This window comes from Companilactobacillus allii (genome assembly GCF_001971585.1).
In the GTDB taxonomy this organism is placed as follows: domain Bacteria; phylum Bacillota; class Bacilli; order Lactobacillales; family Lactobacillaceae; genus Companilactobacillus; species Companilactobacillus allii.
Genome location: NZ_CP019323.1, coordinates 798,889 through 815,202, shown reverse-complemented (window position 1 = coordinate 815,202; position 16,314 = coordinate 798,889). Strand labels below are relative to the sequence as shown.

Sequence of the window (16,314 nt, the reverse complement as noted above, 5' to 3'; positions counted from 1 at the left end):
CGGAAAATTTCCGTGTTTTTTTCGTTCTATTTTATTTCGTCAAATTTCCACTTCTTCTTTAAGTAGAAGTAAAATGGAATACCAATTGCAGTAACGACAACACCAATAGCCGTAGTAACTGGTTCTGTGAACAATGTGACAATTAATATAAACAATCCACCTAATATGGCTATGATAGGAATTACTGGATATAGTGGGACTGTATAAGGTCTATAAAGATCTGGTTTGGTACGACGCAACTTGATTACTGCAAAGAATGCCATGATATAAAATACCCAAATTACGAAGATAAGCATATTTGTAATTGCATCAAACTCACCAGATAACATCATCAAACAGGCAATAACTAATTGAATAGCACCTGATGCCCAAGGAATACCGGCTTTGTTCAACTTAGCGAATACATCACCAAATGGTAACTTGTGTTCTTTACCCATGACATATGGAACACGCATACTAGTCATGGTGTAACCATTCAATCCACCATAGACTGAAATCAAGATACCAATTGTAACTAACTTACTACCCATATTTCCAAAAATGACTGTTGAAGCATCTGAAGCAGCGTTAAGATTGCCTGCAATTTGATTAATTGGTAAAACGTACATGAATACTGCATTCACCAATAAGTAAACAATCATGATAACAGCGATTCCTGAGAAAATAGCTTTGGGTAAATCTTTTCTTGGATTCTTCATTTCTCCTGCGATATTACCAACATGTATCCATCCATCGTAGGCAAACATTGCAGCTAAAAGACCATTTCCTAATCCTGTGATAAGGCTTCGATGTGGACCTGCAACGACTGGGAATAACGAGAAATCTACTGTACCTTTGTGTAAGAAACCAAACAAAACTATTAAGGCTAGCGGAATTAACTTGGCAACTAGTGAAATCGAAGTAACTCTTCCACCAACCTTGGCACTGATCCAGTTCAATGATGTAACTGACAGTGCACTAATTATGGCAACTGGCACTATCCACTTATTAGACAATGTGAATAGGTGCGCAAATTGCGTTCCAAAAGCGATAGAGATAGCGGCAACATTGGCTGGAAAATAAATAATAGCTTGCGCCCATCCAGCCATGAAACCCCAAAACCCGCCATAACTGTGTTCGATATATCTCGTTAGTCCACCTGTTTCAGGATACGCAGCGGCTAGTTCTGCTCCAGTTAATCCAGCACATATGGTGATTAATCCACCTAATAGCCAGACTACCATTGTTAAACTGACTGATCCCGTGTAATTAGTAACAGCTGAGGCTTTAAAGAACACACCAGTACCAATAACAGTACCTGTAACTGTAGCAAAGGCAGGGAAAAAACCAATCGTTTTCTTTAAGCCAACATCTTGATCTTTCATAATATTAACCTCCAATACAAGGACAAAGTATTAGTAATTTTAGAAAACAAAAGATGTTGCACCACTTGATGCAGCATCTCTTATTGTCTTGCTTAGCTTATTCTAGCCAATTCCACCATCTGCTTTAACAGGTTTGAGGAATTGATCAATGATACTTGCTACTCTGCTAAGATCAACGTTACCACCAGATACCATGGCAACAATCTTCTTATTCTTAAGCCATCTATCATCAATCTTGTGTGATTCAAGAGCTGCAACTGGAAGTGCACCTGCTCCTTCAGCAACAACTTTAGTTCTTTGCAATAGGTCTTTCATTGCATGTGCAATTTCTTCTTCGTTAACAAGAACAATTTCATCAACTAATTGACTAACAATAGGGAATGTAATGTCACCTGGTGTAGCAACATCAGTACCATCAGCTAGTGTGAAGTCTTCGTGATGTTTGGTGATCTTTCCAGATTTAACAGATGAATACATACCATGAACATTCTCTGATTGAACACCAACAATATGGATATTAGGATTAAATGATTTCAAGGCAGTGGCTATTCCGGAGATTAATCCACCCCCACCAACGGGAACAATAACAGTATCAACGTCCCAAATATCATCTAGAATCTCAAGTCCGATTGTTCCTTGTCCTGCGATAACATACTTGTCATTGAAAGGATCAACGATTGTCTTTCCTTCTTTTTCAGCACGTTCATGCATCCAATCATGTGCGTCATCAAAGGTTGCACCATGAATATCAACTTCAGCACCATAACCTCTTGTAGCATCACGTTTCATTTGTGGTGCTTCATCAGGCATTACGACTGTTGTGTCGATTCCTAATAAGTGTCCTGTCAAAGCTACACCTTGAGCATGGTTACCAGCAGAAGCTGTAATAACACCATGATCACGTTCTTCTTGAGTCAAGTGATTGATTTTGTTGTTAGCACCTCTAAATTTGAATGAACCGGTCAATTGCATATTCTCAAGTTTTAGGAAAACATCTCCGCCAACAATATTTCTACTTAAGAACATTGATTGCACTAATGGAGTTTTACGAGCATATTTGCTAACAATGGATTTTGCTTCCTCAATATCTTGAATACTAACAATGTTATCAACACCTACACCTTTAATCATTATTCCTACCTCCAGCAATTTTTTTAGTTCTAGAACTTCATTATTCTGTAACTGATAATTCTGTATATGGTAGATCTAGTGAATCAGCCAAGCCTTTATTTGTAACTTTACCTTCATAAAGGTTAACTCCTGAAGCTAATGCATCATCTGTCTTGATTGCTTCATTGATACCTTTGTCAGCAATTTCCAATAGATAACTGATGTTACCTTTTGATAGTGCCATTGTTGCAGTACGTGGTACAGCACCTGGTTGATTTGGAACAGCATAGTGAACGATTCCATCTTTAACGAAGACTGGATCATCGATTGTTGTTGGGTGATCAATTGTTTCAACGGTTCCACCTTGATCAATGGCAACATCAACTAGTACACTACCTGGTTTCATTGATTTAACCATGTATTCTTTAACCAACTTAGGTGGTTTTGAGCCTGGGATAAGAATTGTTGAAATGAATACATCAGCATCTTTGATTTCTTTAGCCAAGTTCTCTTCGTTTGATTTAACAGCTCTAAATGCCTTACCTGCGAATTTATCTTCAAGGAATTTGAGTCTGTCGTCGTTCAATTCAATAATAACAACTGAGCAACCCATACCTAATGCTAGTTCTGTAGCATTTATAGCAGCGTTACCACCACCGAAGATAACAACATTTCCGGCATGGATTCCTGGGATTCCTGGTAATAGGATTCCTTGTCCTTGATGTTGTGCTTCTAGATAATAAGCACCCATAATTACAGATCTTCTACCTGCAATTGCACTCATTGGAGCTAATAATTCGAGTTTGCCATCTTTAGAAATGGTTTCACCACCAATTGCGGTAGTTCCTGCTTTCATCATTGCTTCAACAGTTGGTTTGGAAGATGCCAAGTGCTGGAATCCCCAAACAATTTTACCTTTTGTAAAGTACTTATATTCTTCTGGATCTGGCTCTTTAACTTTGACAATTAGTTCAGCATTCCAACCTTCTTCATGGCTAACTAATTTTCCACCAGCATCAACATATTCATCATTGCTAAAACCTGCTCCAATACCAGCATCCGTTTCAACAAGGACTTCATTGCCAGCCTCTACCATTTTACGAACATTCCCAGGAGTAGCCGCAACACGACTTTCTCCTTCTTTTTGTTCCTTGATAATAGCGATTTGCATATTATAATCTCCTTTGTGAATAAAGTAACTATTTGCATCCGAGTTCATGGTACCGCTTACAATACAGCTTGGCAATGCCCTTTTTGGCTTCACAATCTGCAATATGAGTCAACTCGTTGGGAGGGTTGACGTTATTTTGCAAAAAAAGTTTTATTTTCACAATTATCATTTTCTAGATAATATGTATATTGAGTTTTTGTTACATTCTAAACGTACATGTGTTTACCTCCACTGAACACCCTTGATATATCAGCCTTTTTCGACAAGTTTTATATAGCCGGAATCTATGGTTCAAATTTAAGACTATTTATTATCAGTTTATCAAAATTTGCAAGTAATGATTGATTACTATTAAACCAACTGTTATCAGACTATTAAGACTAACAGCTTAACTTATAACATCATTATATTGTAGAATGTTATAATACATATACTAAGAGGAGGGCAATAAATGCAATCAATAGACAAAACAAGAGCCACTGGCTTGGCTCGATTCACTTCACTAGTGTATTTGTACACTGGATTAGGTGTAGCCTTTTGGACAATCGCAGCTAATGCCATTGCCAGAAACGCTTCACTTTCATACTCAATCATTAATATGATGGGTGCACATAGTCTTATCTTTTCATTAGTAGTAATTGCAGTAGCGTTTGGGTTCATTAGTATGGCTAATCGATTTGCGACTACTTCGTACTTAATGACCTTTATAAGTTATGTGGCATTCCTATTAACAATGGCTGTATTCGGTGTTCCAGTATTTTACATGTACACCGCTCAAAGTATCGTTCAATCTCTTGCAGTAACTTCTGTGATCTTCGTAGTAGCTGCTGGAATTGGTTTCTTTACAAAAAAGGACTTAACAAGTTGGAGTCGAACATTATTGATTGGTCTAATTTCAATCATTGTTGTTTCATTTCTTAACATTGTTATCTTCCACAGTACTGTTGCTGCATTATTAGTTAACATTGCTGTTATCCTAGTTTTCTTATTCTACATCGCCTTTGATTCACAAAATATCAAACGCATCTATACCAGTGCACAAGGTTCTCAAAACCTTGGTGCAATTGCACTAGTTGCTTCAATTAGTTTGGTTATGGATTTCATTAATATTTTCTTGAGTATCCTTTCTATTTTCGGTGATAGTAACTAAGGAATCATGTTGTGTTATTAATTGAGGTTTGAATTAATACCTGCTAGAATATATTTGTAATAAAAAACGACAAGCCCATACAAGGGGGTTGCCGTTACAACTCCACCAAAGTGGTGGCAGGTGTTCAACTAAAAAATAGGCCTACTGACCGGTCAAGTCGTAGAGGGCTTATTTTTTTAGCATCTTTTTTAATAACCTGTAAATCAATACTAACCGCATGATTTCAATCAACAGCTTCTCTGCTGCAGTAACGATTGACCTCAATACGACGCGAAAACGTGCGCCAGAACGCAACTTTCTCCGTCTAATAAAAAAAATCCGATATTTACTTACGTAAATACCAAATTTTTTCGTATTATACTCAAAAGTTGAACGCGTTCTATCACACTCTCAAGAAAAACATACATCGCTATTCCTTTCGTTCAAAATATCCACCATAATATTCTCTATCATAGCTTCCACCTCTCTTTCCAGAAGATAGCCACCACTCCGACAAGTTGCACTTACAAGTATGCGGTATTAATATCTAAAATCAAAACAATAACTGTAAATATAACCAATTAAATATAGTTCTAGAAATCCCCTTATAAAGGTATTTCTAGAACTATATTTTTTACGATCATCCCCCCATTTTAAATCACAACGTCAAAAAGCATTGACTGTGTGTCGTTATAGACATATACTAGTTATTGTCGTTAACGACATACAGGAGATGATTATGACAAAACAATTTAAAACATTAGATGACTTTTTAGGAACACACTTTATTTACACATACGATAACGGTTGGGAATATGAATGGTATGCAAAAAATGACCATACAGTAGATTACCGTATCCATGGTGGTATGGTTGCTGGACGTTGGGTAACTGATCAAGAAGCCAACATCGTTATGTTGACAGAAGGTATCTACAAGATTTCTTGGACAGAGCCCACTGGAACAGACGTTGCCTTGGATTTCTTGCCTAATGAGAAAAAAATCCACGGTACAATATTCTTCCCTAAGTGGGTTGAAGAACATCCCGAAATAACTGTTACTTATCAAAATGAGCACATTGACTTAATGCATGAATCACGTGAGAAATATGAAACATACCCTAAGTTGGTAGTTCCAGAATTCGCAAATATCACATATATCGGTGATGCTGGTATTAACAATGAAGATGTTATCAGTGAAGCACCTTTTGATACACTTCCAGATGATATTCGTGCTGGTAAATATTTTGACAAGAATTATAAAAGAATCAATAAATAAAGTTGAGATTGTTTAGTTAGATGCGATAATATTCATGGTACTAATCGAATAATAGGAGAAATAAATGCCTAAAAAAAGAGTTTTACCATATATATTATTAGGATTGATCAACAATCAAACAAAAATGTCCGGATATCAAATCAGTCAAGAATTCAATAATGAGATCGGTGAATTTTGGCATGCGTCACATAGCCAGATATACCCTGAACTACAAAGAATGATCGATGATAACTGGATCAAACAAGATGATGAGACAACAGATTCAAAGTCGATTTTTTACATAATTACAGCCGACGGGAAAAGTACTCTTAACAACTGGTTAACTGAGCCACTGTCAGCCAAAGATGATTATTTTTCTCTGAAATTATATTTTATTAAGGATCGAAACAATCCCTTATTAAAGAATCTGCTTGAGCAACAATTACAGATGACTTCTGATCATTATGATCATTTACTCAAACGTAAATCATTACTTTTTACAGATGAATCAAACAAAGAGGAAAATTACGGTCATTTCTTGATACTTACCCGTGCCATTGAACGTGAACAAAACCATATTAAGTGGTTAAAGGATAAATTAGATTGACTTTCTGATATAAAAACAAATACAGCACTAGGAATTCCGTTAGGATTTCTAGTGCTGTATTTTTGTAATCTATTTAACTATCTGTAAAACAGCTGCATTAACAGCATCTTTTTCATCTTCAATAAGTGCAACACGTGTTTCAACAATCTTAATATCCATGCTGATTTCACGAGTCATACCTGGTGTATTCAACTTAGGTTCGAAGAATTCCTTGAACTCTGCCAAGCGGTTTGGTGTATGGAAGACCATTGCTGTAACGGTGATATAGGTTGTGAATTCCATATCTCCACCAACAGTATCATCAAGCCATTGCCAGTCATTTCTGATCCAATCCCAAGCAGCACTTTGTCCTTCATCATTAGCCAATACTCCACGATACCAAGCACGTAAATCTTGTGGCTTGATTGTTTGAGCATCTTCAAATTTACTGATCAATTTAGCTATCAGCTTAGGATCTGGTGTAGCTGTTAGAGCAGTACACAAGTCTTGTTTGTAGCTTGCGTCTGATGACTTGCGATACTCATCCAATAAGTTATCAAATAATGCTTCATTACCAAAGTTCTTAACTTCATTACGAAGAACCAACGGTCTAACATCAGCAGATATAGCTGACAAATCACTTGAATTACCTTCAAATAATTCGTGTGCTGCCAAAATGGCCTTAGGATTCTTTGCATATAAAGCAGCGTTAACAACGTATGGACGAGTCAATTGGTCATCATTTGACTCATCAGACTTCTTAGTCCAGCCTAGTCTTGCTACTTCTTTAGAACTCAATTGATCAAACAACTTTTGTAGTTGTTTTTCTTCATCAGAATCAGGAGTAACGAACTTCTTCAAGTCATTAGCGACACGATACAAAGTAGCATTGACAACATTTGAATGACTATCTGCAAATTTTGGTAATAATGGAACGATCGAAGCGTATGAAATCTGTTTACCTTCTGCCAACAAACGTAGATCTTGTAATAATTGTAGTTGTGAAATGGCATCTAGGTCACTTTGATTGTCCAAGATATCTTGTAGCAATGTATCGTCATATTTAACGATGAAGTGAGAATTGTTACCAACATTTACACGAAATGGCTTGCCGGATTCTTTACGTAATTTAGTATAATCACCTAGAACAAGCTCTTTGTCTCCCATGATAGTAGGTGCAACTTCATAGTTACTATTTAGAGGTATCTTCCATTGACGGCCTACATCTTTACCGGCACCGATAAAGAATTGTTGTTGTGTCAAAGTTAATTTGCCGTCAACAACCTTGGCGTTAACAACTGGATAACCTGGTTGTTCTAGCCATGTATTCATAATTGAGGCGACATCCATGCCGGCTGCATCCCCAACTGCATTCCAAAGGTCATTTCCTTTGGCGTTATTATATTGATGAGCCTTAAAGTAATTCTTAAGTCCCTTACGAAGAGCCTTATCGCCCACCAAGGCACGCATCATTACAAGCATTCTAGCACCTTTGGCATAGACGATGGCACTATCAAATAATGCGTCTATTTCAGCTGGATCCTCAACGTTGACGTGAACTGATTGTACACCATCTGTAGCATCACGTTGCAAGGCAGCTGGAACATCTGAGGTCTGGAACATTTCCCAAATCTTCCAATCAGGTTCAATTGCATCAACTGATACATATTCCATCATATTGGCGAAACTTTCGTTCAACCATAGATCATCCCACCACTTCATAGTTACCAAATCACCGAACCATTGGTGAGCTAGTTCATGGGTTATAACTGTCGCAACTAATTGCTTAGTATCAAGAGATGTATTATCTGGATCAAGTGTTAGATAAGCTTCACGATAAGTTACCAATCCCCAATTCTCCATAGCACCAGCTGAGAAATCAGGTAGTGCCAATTGCCATGAATGTGGAAGTGGATAAGGTGTTTGGTAGAAGTCCTCGTAGAATTCAATCGCACGTTTAGCAATATCTAAGGCAAAGTCTAACTCATTTGCTTTGTGTGCTTTAGTTGCGAAAACTCCAACTTTCACACCACTCTTAGTAGTTGTGATCTTACTTTGTAAATCACCAAAAGCAAATGCAATCAAGTAAGTAGACATACGAACGGTAGTATCAAAGTAATGCACACCATTTTCAGTCTTAACTTCAGGCATATTACTTAGAACTGTTTCGCCCTCTTGTTCATCAAACTTGATAGCCAAGTCAAACTTAGCCTTAGCTTCAGGTTCATCAACACTTGGGAAAGCTTGACGAGCAAAAGTAGTCTCAAATTGTGTACCAATGATTTCTTTCTTAACTCCGTCAACTTCATAATATGAAGGATAAATACCCATCATTGAGTCTGTTAGAGGAGCCTTGTATTCTATCGCTAATGTTGTTTTACCAGCCTTTGGCAAAGTAATATTGATAGCTTCTTTTTCGTTGTCAACTTGAAAATCAACACTGACTCCGTCTGCAGTCACAGATTTGATCTCCATATTCTTTTGTTGAATAAAGATATCCTTTTGTGTAGCTTCACCGTCGATAACTGATTTTCCAGAAATCTGTTTAGTTCCACGATTGATATCTATAAAGATATCGTAATGTGTAGGTTGAAATGTATCATAAGAATGCATAATTCCAGTCATAAGTTCCTCCGTAAATTTAAAAAGTATATTCATACTATATTATACGACTTTTATTAGAAACATTATAATATGATGAAATTATTTGATTAATTTACCAACCACAGGCAACTTTGGCAAAACTGACTTTTTGTGTGGTGCATTGGGGATAACCTCTGACAAATCATTCCCAGCCGTATTACCATGGTGATTACCACCTTCCCATGGTCCAACATTGGTCATATCGTACACTACACCATCAATTGCAACGTATGCTTTGTTTCCATTTTGTCCATCGTACTGCTTCAATTCATCTAATGTAAATTCCTTATCTGTCATAGTTTTATCTCCTTTATATAAATTATTTATTAAGCATATTATTACATTTTAATATGTCTTTAAACAATGATTTCAATTTTTACGAGCAAATATTGTATTAAGATTATCTTCATGGTGTAAGTTAATCTTATAAATTTGAAAGGAAGAATATAAATGAATAAACAATTTACTTTTGACAACGATATAACTATTAACCGATTAGGATACGGTACTATGCAACTACCTGGTAAAGGTGTTTGGGGTCCAGCAAAGGATCCAGAAAATGCTGTGAAAGTTATCACTACAGCAATCGACAATGGTGTCAATTTCATTGATACTGCTGATGCCTATGGTCCTTTTTACTCAAACTTATATGTTAGAGAAGCTTTGAAACAACGTAAAGATGCAAATATCTTGGTAGCAACAAAGGTTGGTAATACTAGACAAGGTCCAGATATTTGGACTCCAGTTGGTACACCCGCTTACCTTCGTCAACAAGTTGAGCTTAATTTGATGACTTTAGGACTAGATCACATCGATCTATTACAATTGCACCGTGTTGACCCCAACTACACTATTGAAGAACAAGTCGGTGAACTCGCTAAGATGCAACAAGAAGGTAAAATCAAACATATTGGATTGAGCCAAGTTTCAGTTGCTCAAATTAAAGAAGCTGAAAAAGTTGCTCCAATCGTTTCTGTACAAAATCGTTACAACTTGATCGATCGTACAGATGAAGATGTGCTAAATTATGCCGAAGAAAAACATATGGCATTCATCCCTTGGTTCCCATTAGCAACTGGTTCACTAACAAAAGGTAGTGAACTTCAAGGTATTGCTGACAAATACAACGCACAACCAGCTCAAATCGCATTGGCTTGGTTATTGAAACGTTCAGATGTTATCTTGCCTATCCCTGGTACAAGTTCAACTGATCATGTTGTTCAAAATATCAATGCTCAAAATATCGAATTAAGCCAAGACGACTTCGACACATTAGATAAACTTGGTCTTAAAATTTAGTTAGTAAACTTGATAAACATCAAGTAGTTATCTGGGATTTTTGATTATAGTAGAGTCATCAAATGAAAAGAGGCTCTCTATAATGAATACAGTTAAAGACTACTTAGATGAACGCCACGACAAATTAGATTTTTATACAAAGGCTATCACAAATGCTCACGGACAAAATCATCCCGAGGTATTTGATGTTAGGCAAGAATATGTTCAATTGTGTTTAGCAGCTAGAAACGGCGACAATCTGGATAATAATTTTGCAAAATTACGTAAGACAACAGACAATTATGCGATTCCTTCAGATGTCTGCCCAGTATTTGAGGCAACATATCATATGCTTGCTAGCGCTGATTCAATCAATCAAATTACAGCTTTAAATAAATAGTGAGAGCGTGACAAAACACGTTCAGTTTTCGTTTATAAGTCCAAAGAGCCGGTATTTACGTAAGTAAATATCGGTTTTTTGGACTTATAGGGAGAAAATTGTGTTTTGGCACGCGTTTTCACTGCAAGTTTGAGTAGAAAAGGAGTTATGTCACAACCCCACTATTTTTGTTAAACGGAAGAAATTGTGCATTTTCACACGTTTTCACCGCAAGTTTGAGTATAAAAAGAATTCAGCCACACTCTGGCTCTTTTGCAATTGTATGAAAATTTCATTAGTAAGTACTAGCGACTTGATCAGAGATAATCCATTGACCATTTTGCTTAGTAAAATACATTTTCATCTGAAGTGGCCAAGTATTAACTCCTCCACCCCAAATGCTGGCTCTAACTTGATTTTGTCCAACCAAACTAGCCTTATTCCCATTGATCTTTATATCTTTGATATTATTTTCAGTCGACGAAAAATACTTCATCTCTTCATTTTGTATTTGATCGATCCACTCCAACTTAGACTGAACATAGCCAGTCATATGTGTCAAATGCATCGATGATTTCAATATTTCATCCAGTTTACTTATATCTTTAGCAACCATCGCTTGATTCTCAATACGATATAGCTCAATGATTTGTTCTTCATCAGTCATAGTATTACTCCTTATTTAACTCAAATAATACTAGAGAATCTGATATGTAGCTATTTCAAATTGAGTTGGGATTGATAAGTCTTACTTATGAATATTTCTGGTTTACACACACGATTTTAAATATAACCGTGTGTGTAAACCAGATAAGTGCTCTAATATTACGCAAATCTGTCTTTAAGCAACTTCGCAAAACTCTCAATGTAATAACCCGAATTATCCGCTCTCCAATAAGCGTAATACTTTTGTATCATCTGTTGTTTACCATTAATCAAGTTGATCGTTCTCACTATCGAAGAGTCCAATTGCTTCATAGTTCTGTCATTAATGATCAAATATCCTTGATTTGATGCCACTAATATCTGTGCTTCATCATAATTTTTAGCTACTGTGAAGTCACTTCTTACCCCAAGAATCTCTTGGTAATACTCTTTATCATTTTCTACTTTATCGTCATCTGAAATAATAATGCATGAAATATCAGCCAATTCAGAAATATCCATACTATCAATATCTTCAGGAAAAAAAGTTTTACTTAGCGCCAACATATACTTACTGTCAGTCAAAAAGGTATTAATATATTGATTCGACAGTGCACGTCTTTGATCCGCAAAGTTCAAGTCTATTTGTCCACTACGTAGATAGTTATAAAGTTGTTCATGGTTACCACTTTTGATTTTGATTTGAACTTGCGGGAATTCTCTAGAAAATTGTGCTACTGTCTGTAAGAATTCACTAGTACCAAAGTTATTAAGATAGCCTACTTTAATTTCAGCTTGGTCATCTTTGACAATCTTGACAGTATTATCAACTAGTTGAGTCACATCTTCTAGAATATCTTGACTATGTGTGTAGAAATATTGACCCGCCTTGGTAACCTCAAAGCTACGACCTTTACGGTTCAATAACTTCACACCCAACTTAGCTTCTAGTTCCTTCATTTGTTGCGAGATGGCTGATTGCGAAATATTGCATTCAACGCTAGCCTTTGTGAAACTATGATTCTTTACTATTGAGATGAAGTACTTCATTTGCTGAAACATAGTAGTGACCTCTTTTATTTGTTCTACTACGATTGTACTAAAAAATCAGACTGCATTTTACTTTATGCAGTCTGATTTTTAATTTCATTTTTGATGCTTAATTTTTACTAACGATAACCAATGACTTAATAGCTTCACGTTTGTCCATTGCTTCATACGCACTTTGAATATCATCAAGTTCAAAGCGCTTTGTGAATACTTTGCCGGGATTGATTTTGCCACTTAATACGGCATCTAACAAAATATTCTTGTCATAAGTAGTAACTGATGCAATTCCGCCACGTAGACCAATATTCTTCCAGAACAAGTTATTAGTATTCATTTCAGCTTTTTGAGGAACCCCGACACGACCAACGATTGCACCGGGACGAGCAACTTTAGTTGCTGTATCAACAGATTGTTCTGTTCCGACACATTCAAGAACTGCGTCAGCACCATTATTATCTGTCAATTCCATAACATGGCTAACAGCCTCATCACCACGTTCTTCAACGATATCAGTGGCACCAAATTCAAGAGCTAATTTTTGTCTATCTTCATGACGACTCATAGCAATAATACGTTTTGCTCCACGTAATTTTGCAGAAATGACACCACATAGACCAACAGCGCCGTCTCCCATGACAACTACTGTATCACCAGGTTTTACTTCAGCACTAGCAGCGGCATGATAACCAGTTGCTAGGACATCAGCTAGTGTTAATAATGAGTTGAGTGTTTCATCTGAATAATCACTAGGTGAACCAGGGACCTTAACCAAAGCCCAATTGGCATTAGTAAATCTCAAGTATTCACCTTGATAACCATTATTGCCACCAGCTTCTTGATTCATACAGTTACCATCAAATCCTGCTAAACATGCAGCACAGTGACCACAGCCATGTGTAAATGGAACAATGACAAAGTCACCTTTTTTGACATCAGTAACATCTGAACCAACTTCATCAACAATACCAATTGCTTCATGACCTACAAGTGTGTTGGCATCACGTTTTGAAATACCACGGAACCACCATAAGTCAGATCCACAAACACAAGCACGCAAAATACGGATCACAGCGTCTGTTGGTTTTTCAATTTTTGGTTTCTCTACATTCTTTACTTCTACTTTTCCTGGTTCTATAAATGCTGTTGCTTTCATATGAAAGTCTCCCTCAATCTTATTTAAGTATCTAATTTCTAACTTAGTATTAATAAATGACAAATTATAATCTAACCCAAATAATATAACTACTTTATTATATATCAACGTTTTAATATGCTGCTAAATCACAAGTTATATACTACATTCACTGATTACATTTACCAATTGGGATTAGTTCAGTGATTAATAAGTTAAACTTATTAATAATTTTTGTAATTACCTTTTAAAAAAACAATTACAAAATTTGATTTTGTAATTGTTTTACTGTATAAAGATGCTATGGAGGTAAAACTTATGATTACTAATAAATTCAAGAATCTCAACAAATGGTTCAAAAACGATAATATCGTTACTATCTCAGAGTTAACTAATAATGAATTCGAACTATTGAAAAATATGGCTAACTTAGGGGTCATAACAAATATTGATAACCGAGTATTTGTACCTAATGACTACACACCAAATGATTATCTTATTAGACAGCTTGTTCTTCAAAATGGTATTTATTGCAATCAGAGTGCCCTCTATCTATGGAATCTAACAGACTCCTTTAACTTCGATATTACTATGGCATTTAGACAAGGATATATTCTACCTAAGTCAAGGTTTCAAAGATGGACAAACGATTTAAAAGTAAAACAAATCCGAACCCCACTTCTTAACCAAGATATTGAACAAATTTCAGTAGATGGTACAAAAAAGAAAATCACTTTATATAATCGTGAAAGAACCCTAATAGATATTTTGAACAAGAAATCCTTGATCGACAATGAAGAAATAAGTAATGCCTATAAAAAATATTTGAATTCTACAAACAAAAACATGAACAAACTTTTAACTATAGCTCAACGCATGAATAAGGAAGAAAAAGTACGCAATATACTAGGAGTTGTAATTTAATGAATGATGCTGACAGAATTAATAGTCTAAAGGACAAAATTAAAAATCAACGAAATATCACTGGAATCAATACAACTGTTTTACTTAAAAAATATTTCATTGATGGATTCTTATTCCTATTATCAAAATCACCATACAAAGATAATTTCATTTGGAAGGGTGGCTTCATACTATCTGCCATAACAGGCATAGAGAAGCGTACAACGGTAGATATCGATACATTAATTCATGATGTTAAATTATCAGAAAAAGAATTATCAGTGGTAATGAACGAAATTACCAGAGACAAATTTGAAGGTACAAAATATGATATAAAAGCAATTCATCCAATTCAAGAAGATAAAAATTACACCGGTTTACGTATAACGATTAAAGCAACTTTGGGTAATATGAGTGATGATTTTCATTTAGATATAACAACTGGTGAAATAATATTACCAAAAGAAATTGCATTTACATATCAATCTTCATTATTGAAAAAGAAAATAAGCTTGTTGATATATCCACCCGAAAGAATGCTAGCTGAGAAACTCCAAACTATAATATCTAGAGGACTAGCTAATTCCAGAATGAAGGATTTTTACGATTGCTATATTCTTAATTCTCATGAATTAATAGACGATAGAAAACTAATTATTGCTTTTGACAACATAATTAAAGAACGTAATTCTGTTAACGACTGGGAAAATTGGAAATCAACCCTACAATCCATATCACATAGTAAATTTATGCAAAACAGTTGGGTATCCTTTCAGAATAAGAATCACTTTGCATCACAAATTACGTGGAATACAGTATTGCAATCTATCTCTAATGAATTTGAATTACTCAACACCGAATCTTAACTAGCCACGGCCACCTTGGAATGAAGGATAAAGTGTCATCCCTCCATCAACAAATAACGTAACACCCGTTATATAGCTAGCTTGATCAGACACTAGAAACGCTGCTGCATCAGCCACCTCAGAAGGTTCACCGATACGTTGCATAGGAACCATACCTGTTGTAGTTTTTAGTTGTTCTGGATCAGAGAACTTCTTAGCATTAATTGGTGTATTGATTGCTCCTGGTCCAATTGCATTGACACGGATATTTTGTGGTGCATATTCCATAGCAACCGTTTCAGTAAATAACTTAACTCCACCCTTACTAGCTGCGTAATGAGCAAAGTTGGGCCATGGAATACGTTCATGTACAGATGACATATTGATGATATTTCCTTTTTTACCATGTTCTGTAAAGTAATTCAAGGCAGCCTTTGTACCTAAGAATACTCCAGTCAAATTAACACCAATGACCCTGTTCCAGTCTTCAAGTGATAGATCCTTAGTTGGATGGCTATTTTCCATACCGGCATTATTGACCCAAACATCAAGTCCACCAAAGCTTTTTACGGCTGTGTTAACAAGTGAGTCAGCGTCTTCTTCACTACTAATATCTGCTTGCACAGCTACAGCTTTGCCACCTGCTTTAACAATCTCTGCAACAGCCTTTTCTGCACCGACTCTATCAGTATGATAGTTGATAACTACGCTCATCTTTTCTTCACCAAAACGTTTGGCGATAGCTGTTCCGATTCCTTTTGAACCGCCTGTGATAACGGCTACTTTACCTGTTAATTCCTTATACATAGTTAATTCTCCTTTTG

The 16,314-nt window shown here is 35.9% G+C and carries 16 protein-coding genes; 7 read left to right on the top strand and 9 right to left on the bottom strand.

Translation table 11 applies throughout. The features are described 5' to 3' along the window. Positions 1–26: 26 nt before the first annotated feature. The 3 genes from BTM29_RS03890 to ald all read right to left on the bottom strand — a co-directional run bounded on the left by BTM29_RS03890 (position 27) and on the right by ald (position 3,645). On the bottom strand, positions 27–1,364 hold the full coding sequence (locus BTM29_RS03890) for an APC family permease (RefSeq protein ID WP_076614252.1): 1,338 nt from the start codon (positions 1,362–1,364) through the stop codon (positions 27–29). Positions 1,365–1,466: 102 nt separating this feature from the next. Then, positions 1,467–2,495 (bottom strand): bifunctional threonine ammonia-lyase/L-serine ammonia-lyase TdcB, encoded by a 1,029-nt coding sequence (gene tdcB / locus BTM29_RS03885; RefSeq protein ID WP_076614251.1) that lies wholly within the window; start codon positions 2,493–2,495, stop codon positions 1,467–1,469. Between the two features lie 40 nt (positions 2,496–2,535). After that, the gene (gene ald, locus BTM29_RS03880; protein WP_076614250.1) at positions 2,536–3,645 is read right to left on the bottom strand and encodes an alanine dehydrogenase; all 1,110 of its coding nucleotides are present in this window, start codon (positions 3,643–3,645) and stop codon (positions 2,536–2,538) included. Positions 3,646–4,096: 451 nt separating this feature from the next. Between ald and BTM29_RS03875 the strand changes: the two genes are divergently transcribed. From BTM29_RS03875 to BTM29_RS03865, 3 genes are all read left to right on the top strand, one after another. Continuing rightward, positions 4,097–4,795, top strand: a complete 699-nt coding sequence (locus tag BTM29_RS03875) for a Bax inhibitor-1/YccA family protein (RefSeq protein ID WP_076614249.1) — start codon at positions 4,097–4,099, stop codon at positions 4,793–4,795. Positions 4,796–5,513: 718 nt separating this feature from the next. Beyond that, positions 5,514–6,050, top strand: a complete 537-nt coding sequence (locus BTM29_RS03870; protein ID WP_076614248.1) for a phenolic acid decarboxylase — start codon at positions 5,514–5,516, stop codon at positions 6,048–6,050. A gap of 64 nt (positions 6,051–6,114) precedes the next feature. Next, complete coding sequence (locus BTM29_RS03865; RefSeq protein ID WP_076614247.1) at positions 6,115–6,636, top strand: PadR family transcriptional regulator; 522 nt, start codon at positions 6,115–6,117, stop codon at positions 6,634–6,636. A 69-nt stretch (positions 6,637–6,705) separates the two neighbouring features. On the opposite strand, the gene BTM29_RS03860 is transcribed toward BTM29_RS03865, so the two are convergent. Further along, a complete protein-coding gene (locus tag BTM29_RS03860) occupies positions 6,706–9,240 on the bottom strand; it encodes a M1 family metallopeptidase (protein WP_076614246.1) in 2,535 nt (844 codons plus the stop codon). Between the two features lie 78 nt (positions 9,241–9,318). Beyond that, on the bottom strand, positions 9,319–9,555 hold the full coding sequence (locus tag BTM29_RS03855) for a cytochrome b5 domain-containing protein (protein ID WP_076614245.1): 237 nt from the start codon (positions 9,553–9,555) through the stop codon (positions 9,319–9,321). 153 nt (positions 9,556–9,708) lie between these two features. Between BTM29_RS03855 and BTM29_RS03850 the strand changes: the two genes are divergently transcribed. Both BTM29_RS03850 and BTM29_RS03845 read left to right on the top strand, forming a co-directional pair. Further along, a complete protein-coding gene (locus BTM29_RS03850) occupies positions 9,709–10,557 on the top strand; it encodes an aldo/keto reductase (protein WP_076614244.1) in 849 nt (282 codons plus the stop codon). An 82-nt stretch (positions 10,558–10,639) separates the two neighbouring features. Continuing rightward, positions 10,640–10,936, top strand: a complete 297-nt coding sequence (locus BTM29_RS03845; protein ID WP_076614243.1) for a hypothetical protein — start codon at positions 10,640–10,642, stop codon at positions 10,934–10,936. Between the two features lie 274 nt (positions 10,937–11,210). Here BTM29_RS03845 and BTM29_RS03840 read toward each other — a convergent pair whose 3' ends face one another. The 3 genes from BTM29_RS03840 to BTM29_RS03830 form a co-directional block, all read right to left on the bottom strand. Then, positions 11,211–11,582, bottom strand: a complete 372-nt coding sequence (locus BTM29_RS03840; RefSeq protein ID WP_076614242.1) for a nuclear transport factor 2 family protein — start codon at positions 11,580–11,582, stop codon at positions 11,211–11,213. Positions 11,583–11,740: 158 nt separating this feature from the next. Further along, positions 11,741–12,622 carry a LysR family transcriptional regulator gene (locus BTM29_RS03835; RefSeq protein ID WP_076614241.1) on the bottom strand — a complete coding sequence of 294 codons (882 nt, stop codon included), beginning with the start codon at positions 12,620–12,622 and terminating at the stop codon, positions 11,741–11,743. A gap of 97 nt (positions 12,623–12,719) precedes the next feature. After that, the gene (locus tag BTM29_RS03830) at positions 12,720–13,763 is read right to left on the bottom strand and encodes a zinc-dependent alcohol dehydrogenase family protein (RefSeq protein ID WP_076614240.1); all 1,044 of its coding nucleotides are present in this window, start codon (positions 13,761–13,763) and stop codon (positions 12,720–12,722) included. 297 nt (positions 13,764–14,060) lie between these two features. On the opposite strand from BTM29_RS03830, the gene BTM29_RS03825 reads away from it, so the two are divergent. Both BTM29_RS03825 and BTM29_RS03820 read left to right on the top strand, forming a co-directional pair. After that, positions 14,061–14,666 (top strand): type IV toxin-antitoxin system AbiEi family antitoxin domain-containing protein, encoded by a 606-nt coding sequence (locus BTM29_RS03825; protein ID WP_076614239.1) that lies wholly within the window; start codon positions 14,061–14,063, stop codon positions 14,664–14,666. Then, positions 14,666–15,511, top strand: a complete 846-nt coding sequence (locus tag BTM29_RS03820; RefSeq protein WP_076614238.1) for a nucleotidyl transferase AbiEii/AbiGii toxin family protein — start codon at positions 14,666–14,668, stop codon at positions 15,509–15,511. Before BTM29_RS03825 ends, BTM29_RS03820 begins: the two co-directional genes overlap by 1 nt. Here the strand turns inward: BTM29_RS03820 and BTM29_RS03815 are convergent, their stop codons facing one another. Further along, positions 15,512–16,297, bottom strand: coding sequence for a glucose-1-dehydrogenase (locus tag BTM29_RS03815; protein WP_076614237.1), 786 nt, complete (start codon positions 16,295–16,297; stop codon positions 15,512–15,514). Positions 16,298–16,314: the final 17 nt, after the last annotated feature.

What these genes read in the sequence shown, in the direction of transcription:
- BTM29_RS03855 (WP_076614245.1), bottom strand. Translation starts at nt 9,555, where the DNA reads ATGACAGATAAGGAATTTACATTAGATGAATTGAAGCAGTACGATGGA.
- BTM29_RS03830 (WP_076614240.1), bottom strand. Translation starts at nt 13,763, where the DNA reads ATGAAAGCAACAGCATTTATAGAACCAGGAAAAGTAGAAGTAAAGAAT.
- BTM29_RS03820 (WP_076614238.1), top strand. Translation starts at nt 14,666, where the DNA reads ATGAATGATGCTGACAGAATTAATAGTCTAAAGGACAAAATTAAAAAT.
- ald (WP_076614250.1), bottom strand. Translation starts at nt 3,645, where the DNA reads ATGCAAATCGCTATTATCAAGGAACAAAAAGAAGGAGAAAGTCGTGTT.
- BTM29_RS03840 (WP_076614242.1), bottom strand. Translation starts at nt 11,582, where the DNA reads ATGACTGATGAAGAACAAATCATTGAGCTATATCGTATTGAGAATCAA.
- BTM29_RS03870 (WP_076614248.1), top strand. Translation starts at nt 5,514, where the DNA reads ATGACAAAACAATTTAAAACATTAGATGACTTTTTAGGAACACACTTT.
- BTM29_RS03865 (WP_076614247.1), top strand. Translation starts at nt 6,115, where the DNA reads ATGCCTAAAAAAAGAGTTTTACCATATATATTATTAGGATTGATCAAC.
- BTM29_RS03850 (WP_076614244.1), top strand. Translation starts at nt 9,709, where the DNA reads ATGAATAAACAATTTACTTTTGACAACGATATAACTATTAACCGATTA.
- BTM29_RS03875 (WP_076614249.1), top strand. Translation starts at nt 4,097, where the DNA reads ATGCAATCAATAGACAAAACAAGAGCCACTGGCTTGGCTCGATTCACT.
- BTM29_RS03835 (WP_076614241.1), bottom strand. Translation starts at nt 12,622, where the DNA reads ATGTTTCAGCAAATGAAGTACTTCATCTCAATAGTAAAGAATCATAGT.
- BTM29_RS03860 (WP_076614246.1), bottom strand. Translation starts at nt 9,240, where the DNA reads ATGACTGGAATTATGCATTCTTATGATACATTTCAACCTACACATTAC.
- BTM29_RS03890 (WP_076614252.1), bottom strand. Translation starts at nt 1,364, where the DNA reads ATGAAAGATCAAGATGTTGGCTTAAAGAAAACGATTGGTTTTTTCCCT.
- BTM29_RS03845 (WP_076614243.1), top strand. Translation starts at nt 10,640, where the DNA reads ATGAATACAGTTAAAGACTACTTAGATGAACGCCACGACAAATTAGAT.
- tdcB (WP_076614251.1), bottom strand. Translation starts at nt 2,495, where the DNA reads ATGATTAAAGGTGTAGGTGTTGATAACATTGTTAGTATTCAAGATATT.
- BTM29_RS03825 (WP_076614239.1), top strand. Translation starts at nt 14,061, where the DNA reads ATGATTACTAATAAATTCAAGAATCTCAACAAATGGTTCAAAAACGAT.
- BTM29_RS03815 (WP_076614237.1), bottom strand. Translation starts at nt 16,297, where the DNA reads ATGTATAAGGAATTAACAGGTAAAGTAGCCGTTATCACAGGCGGTTCA.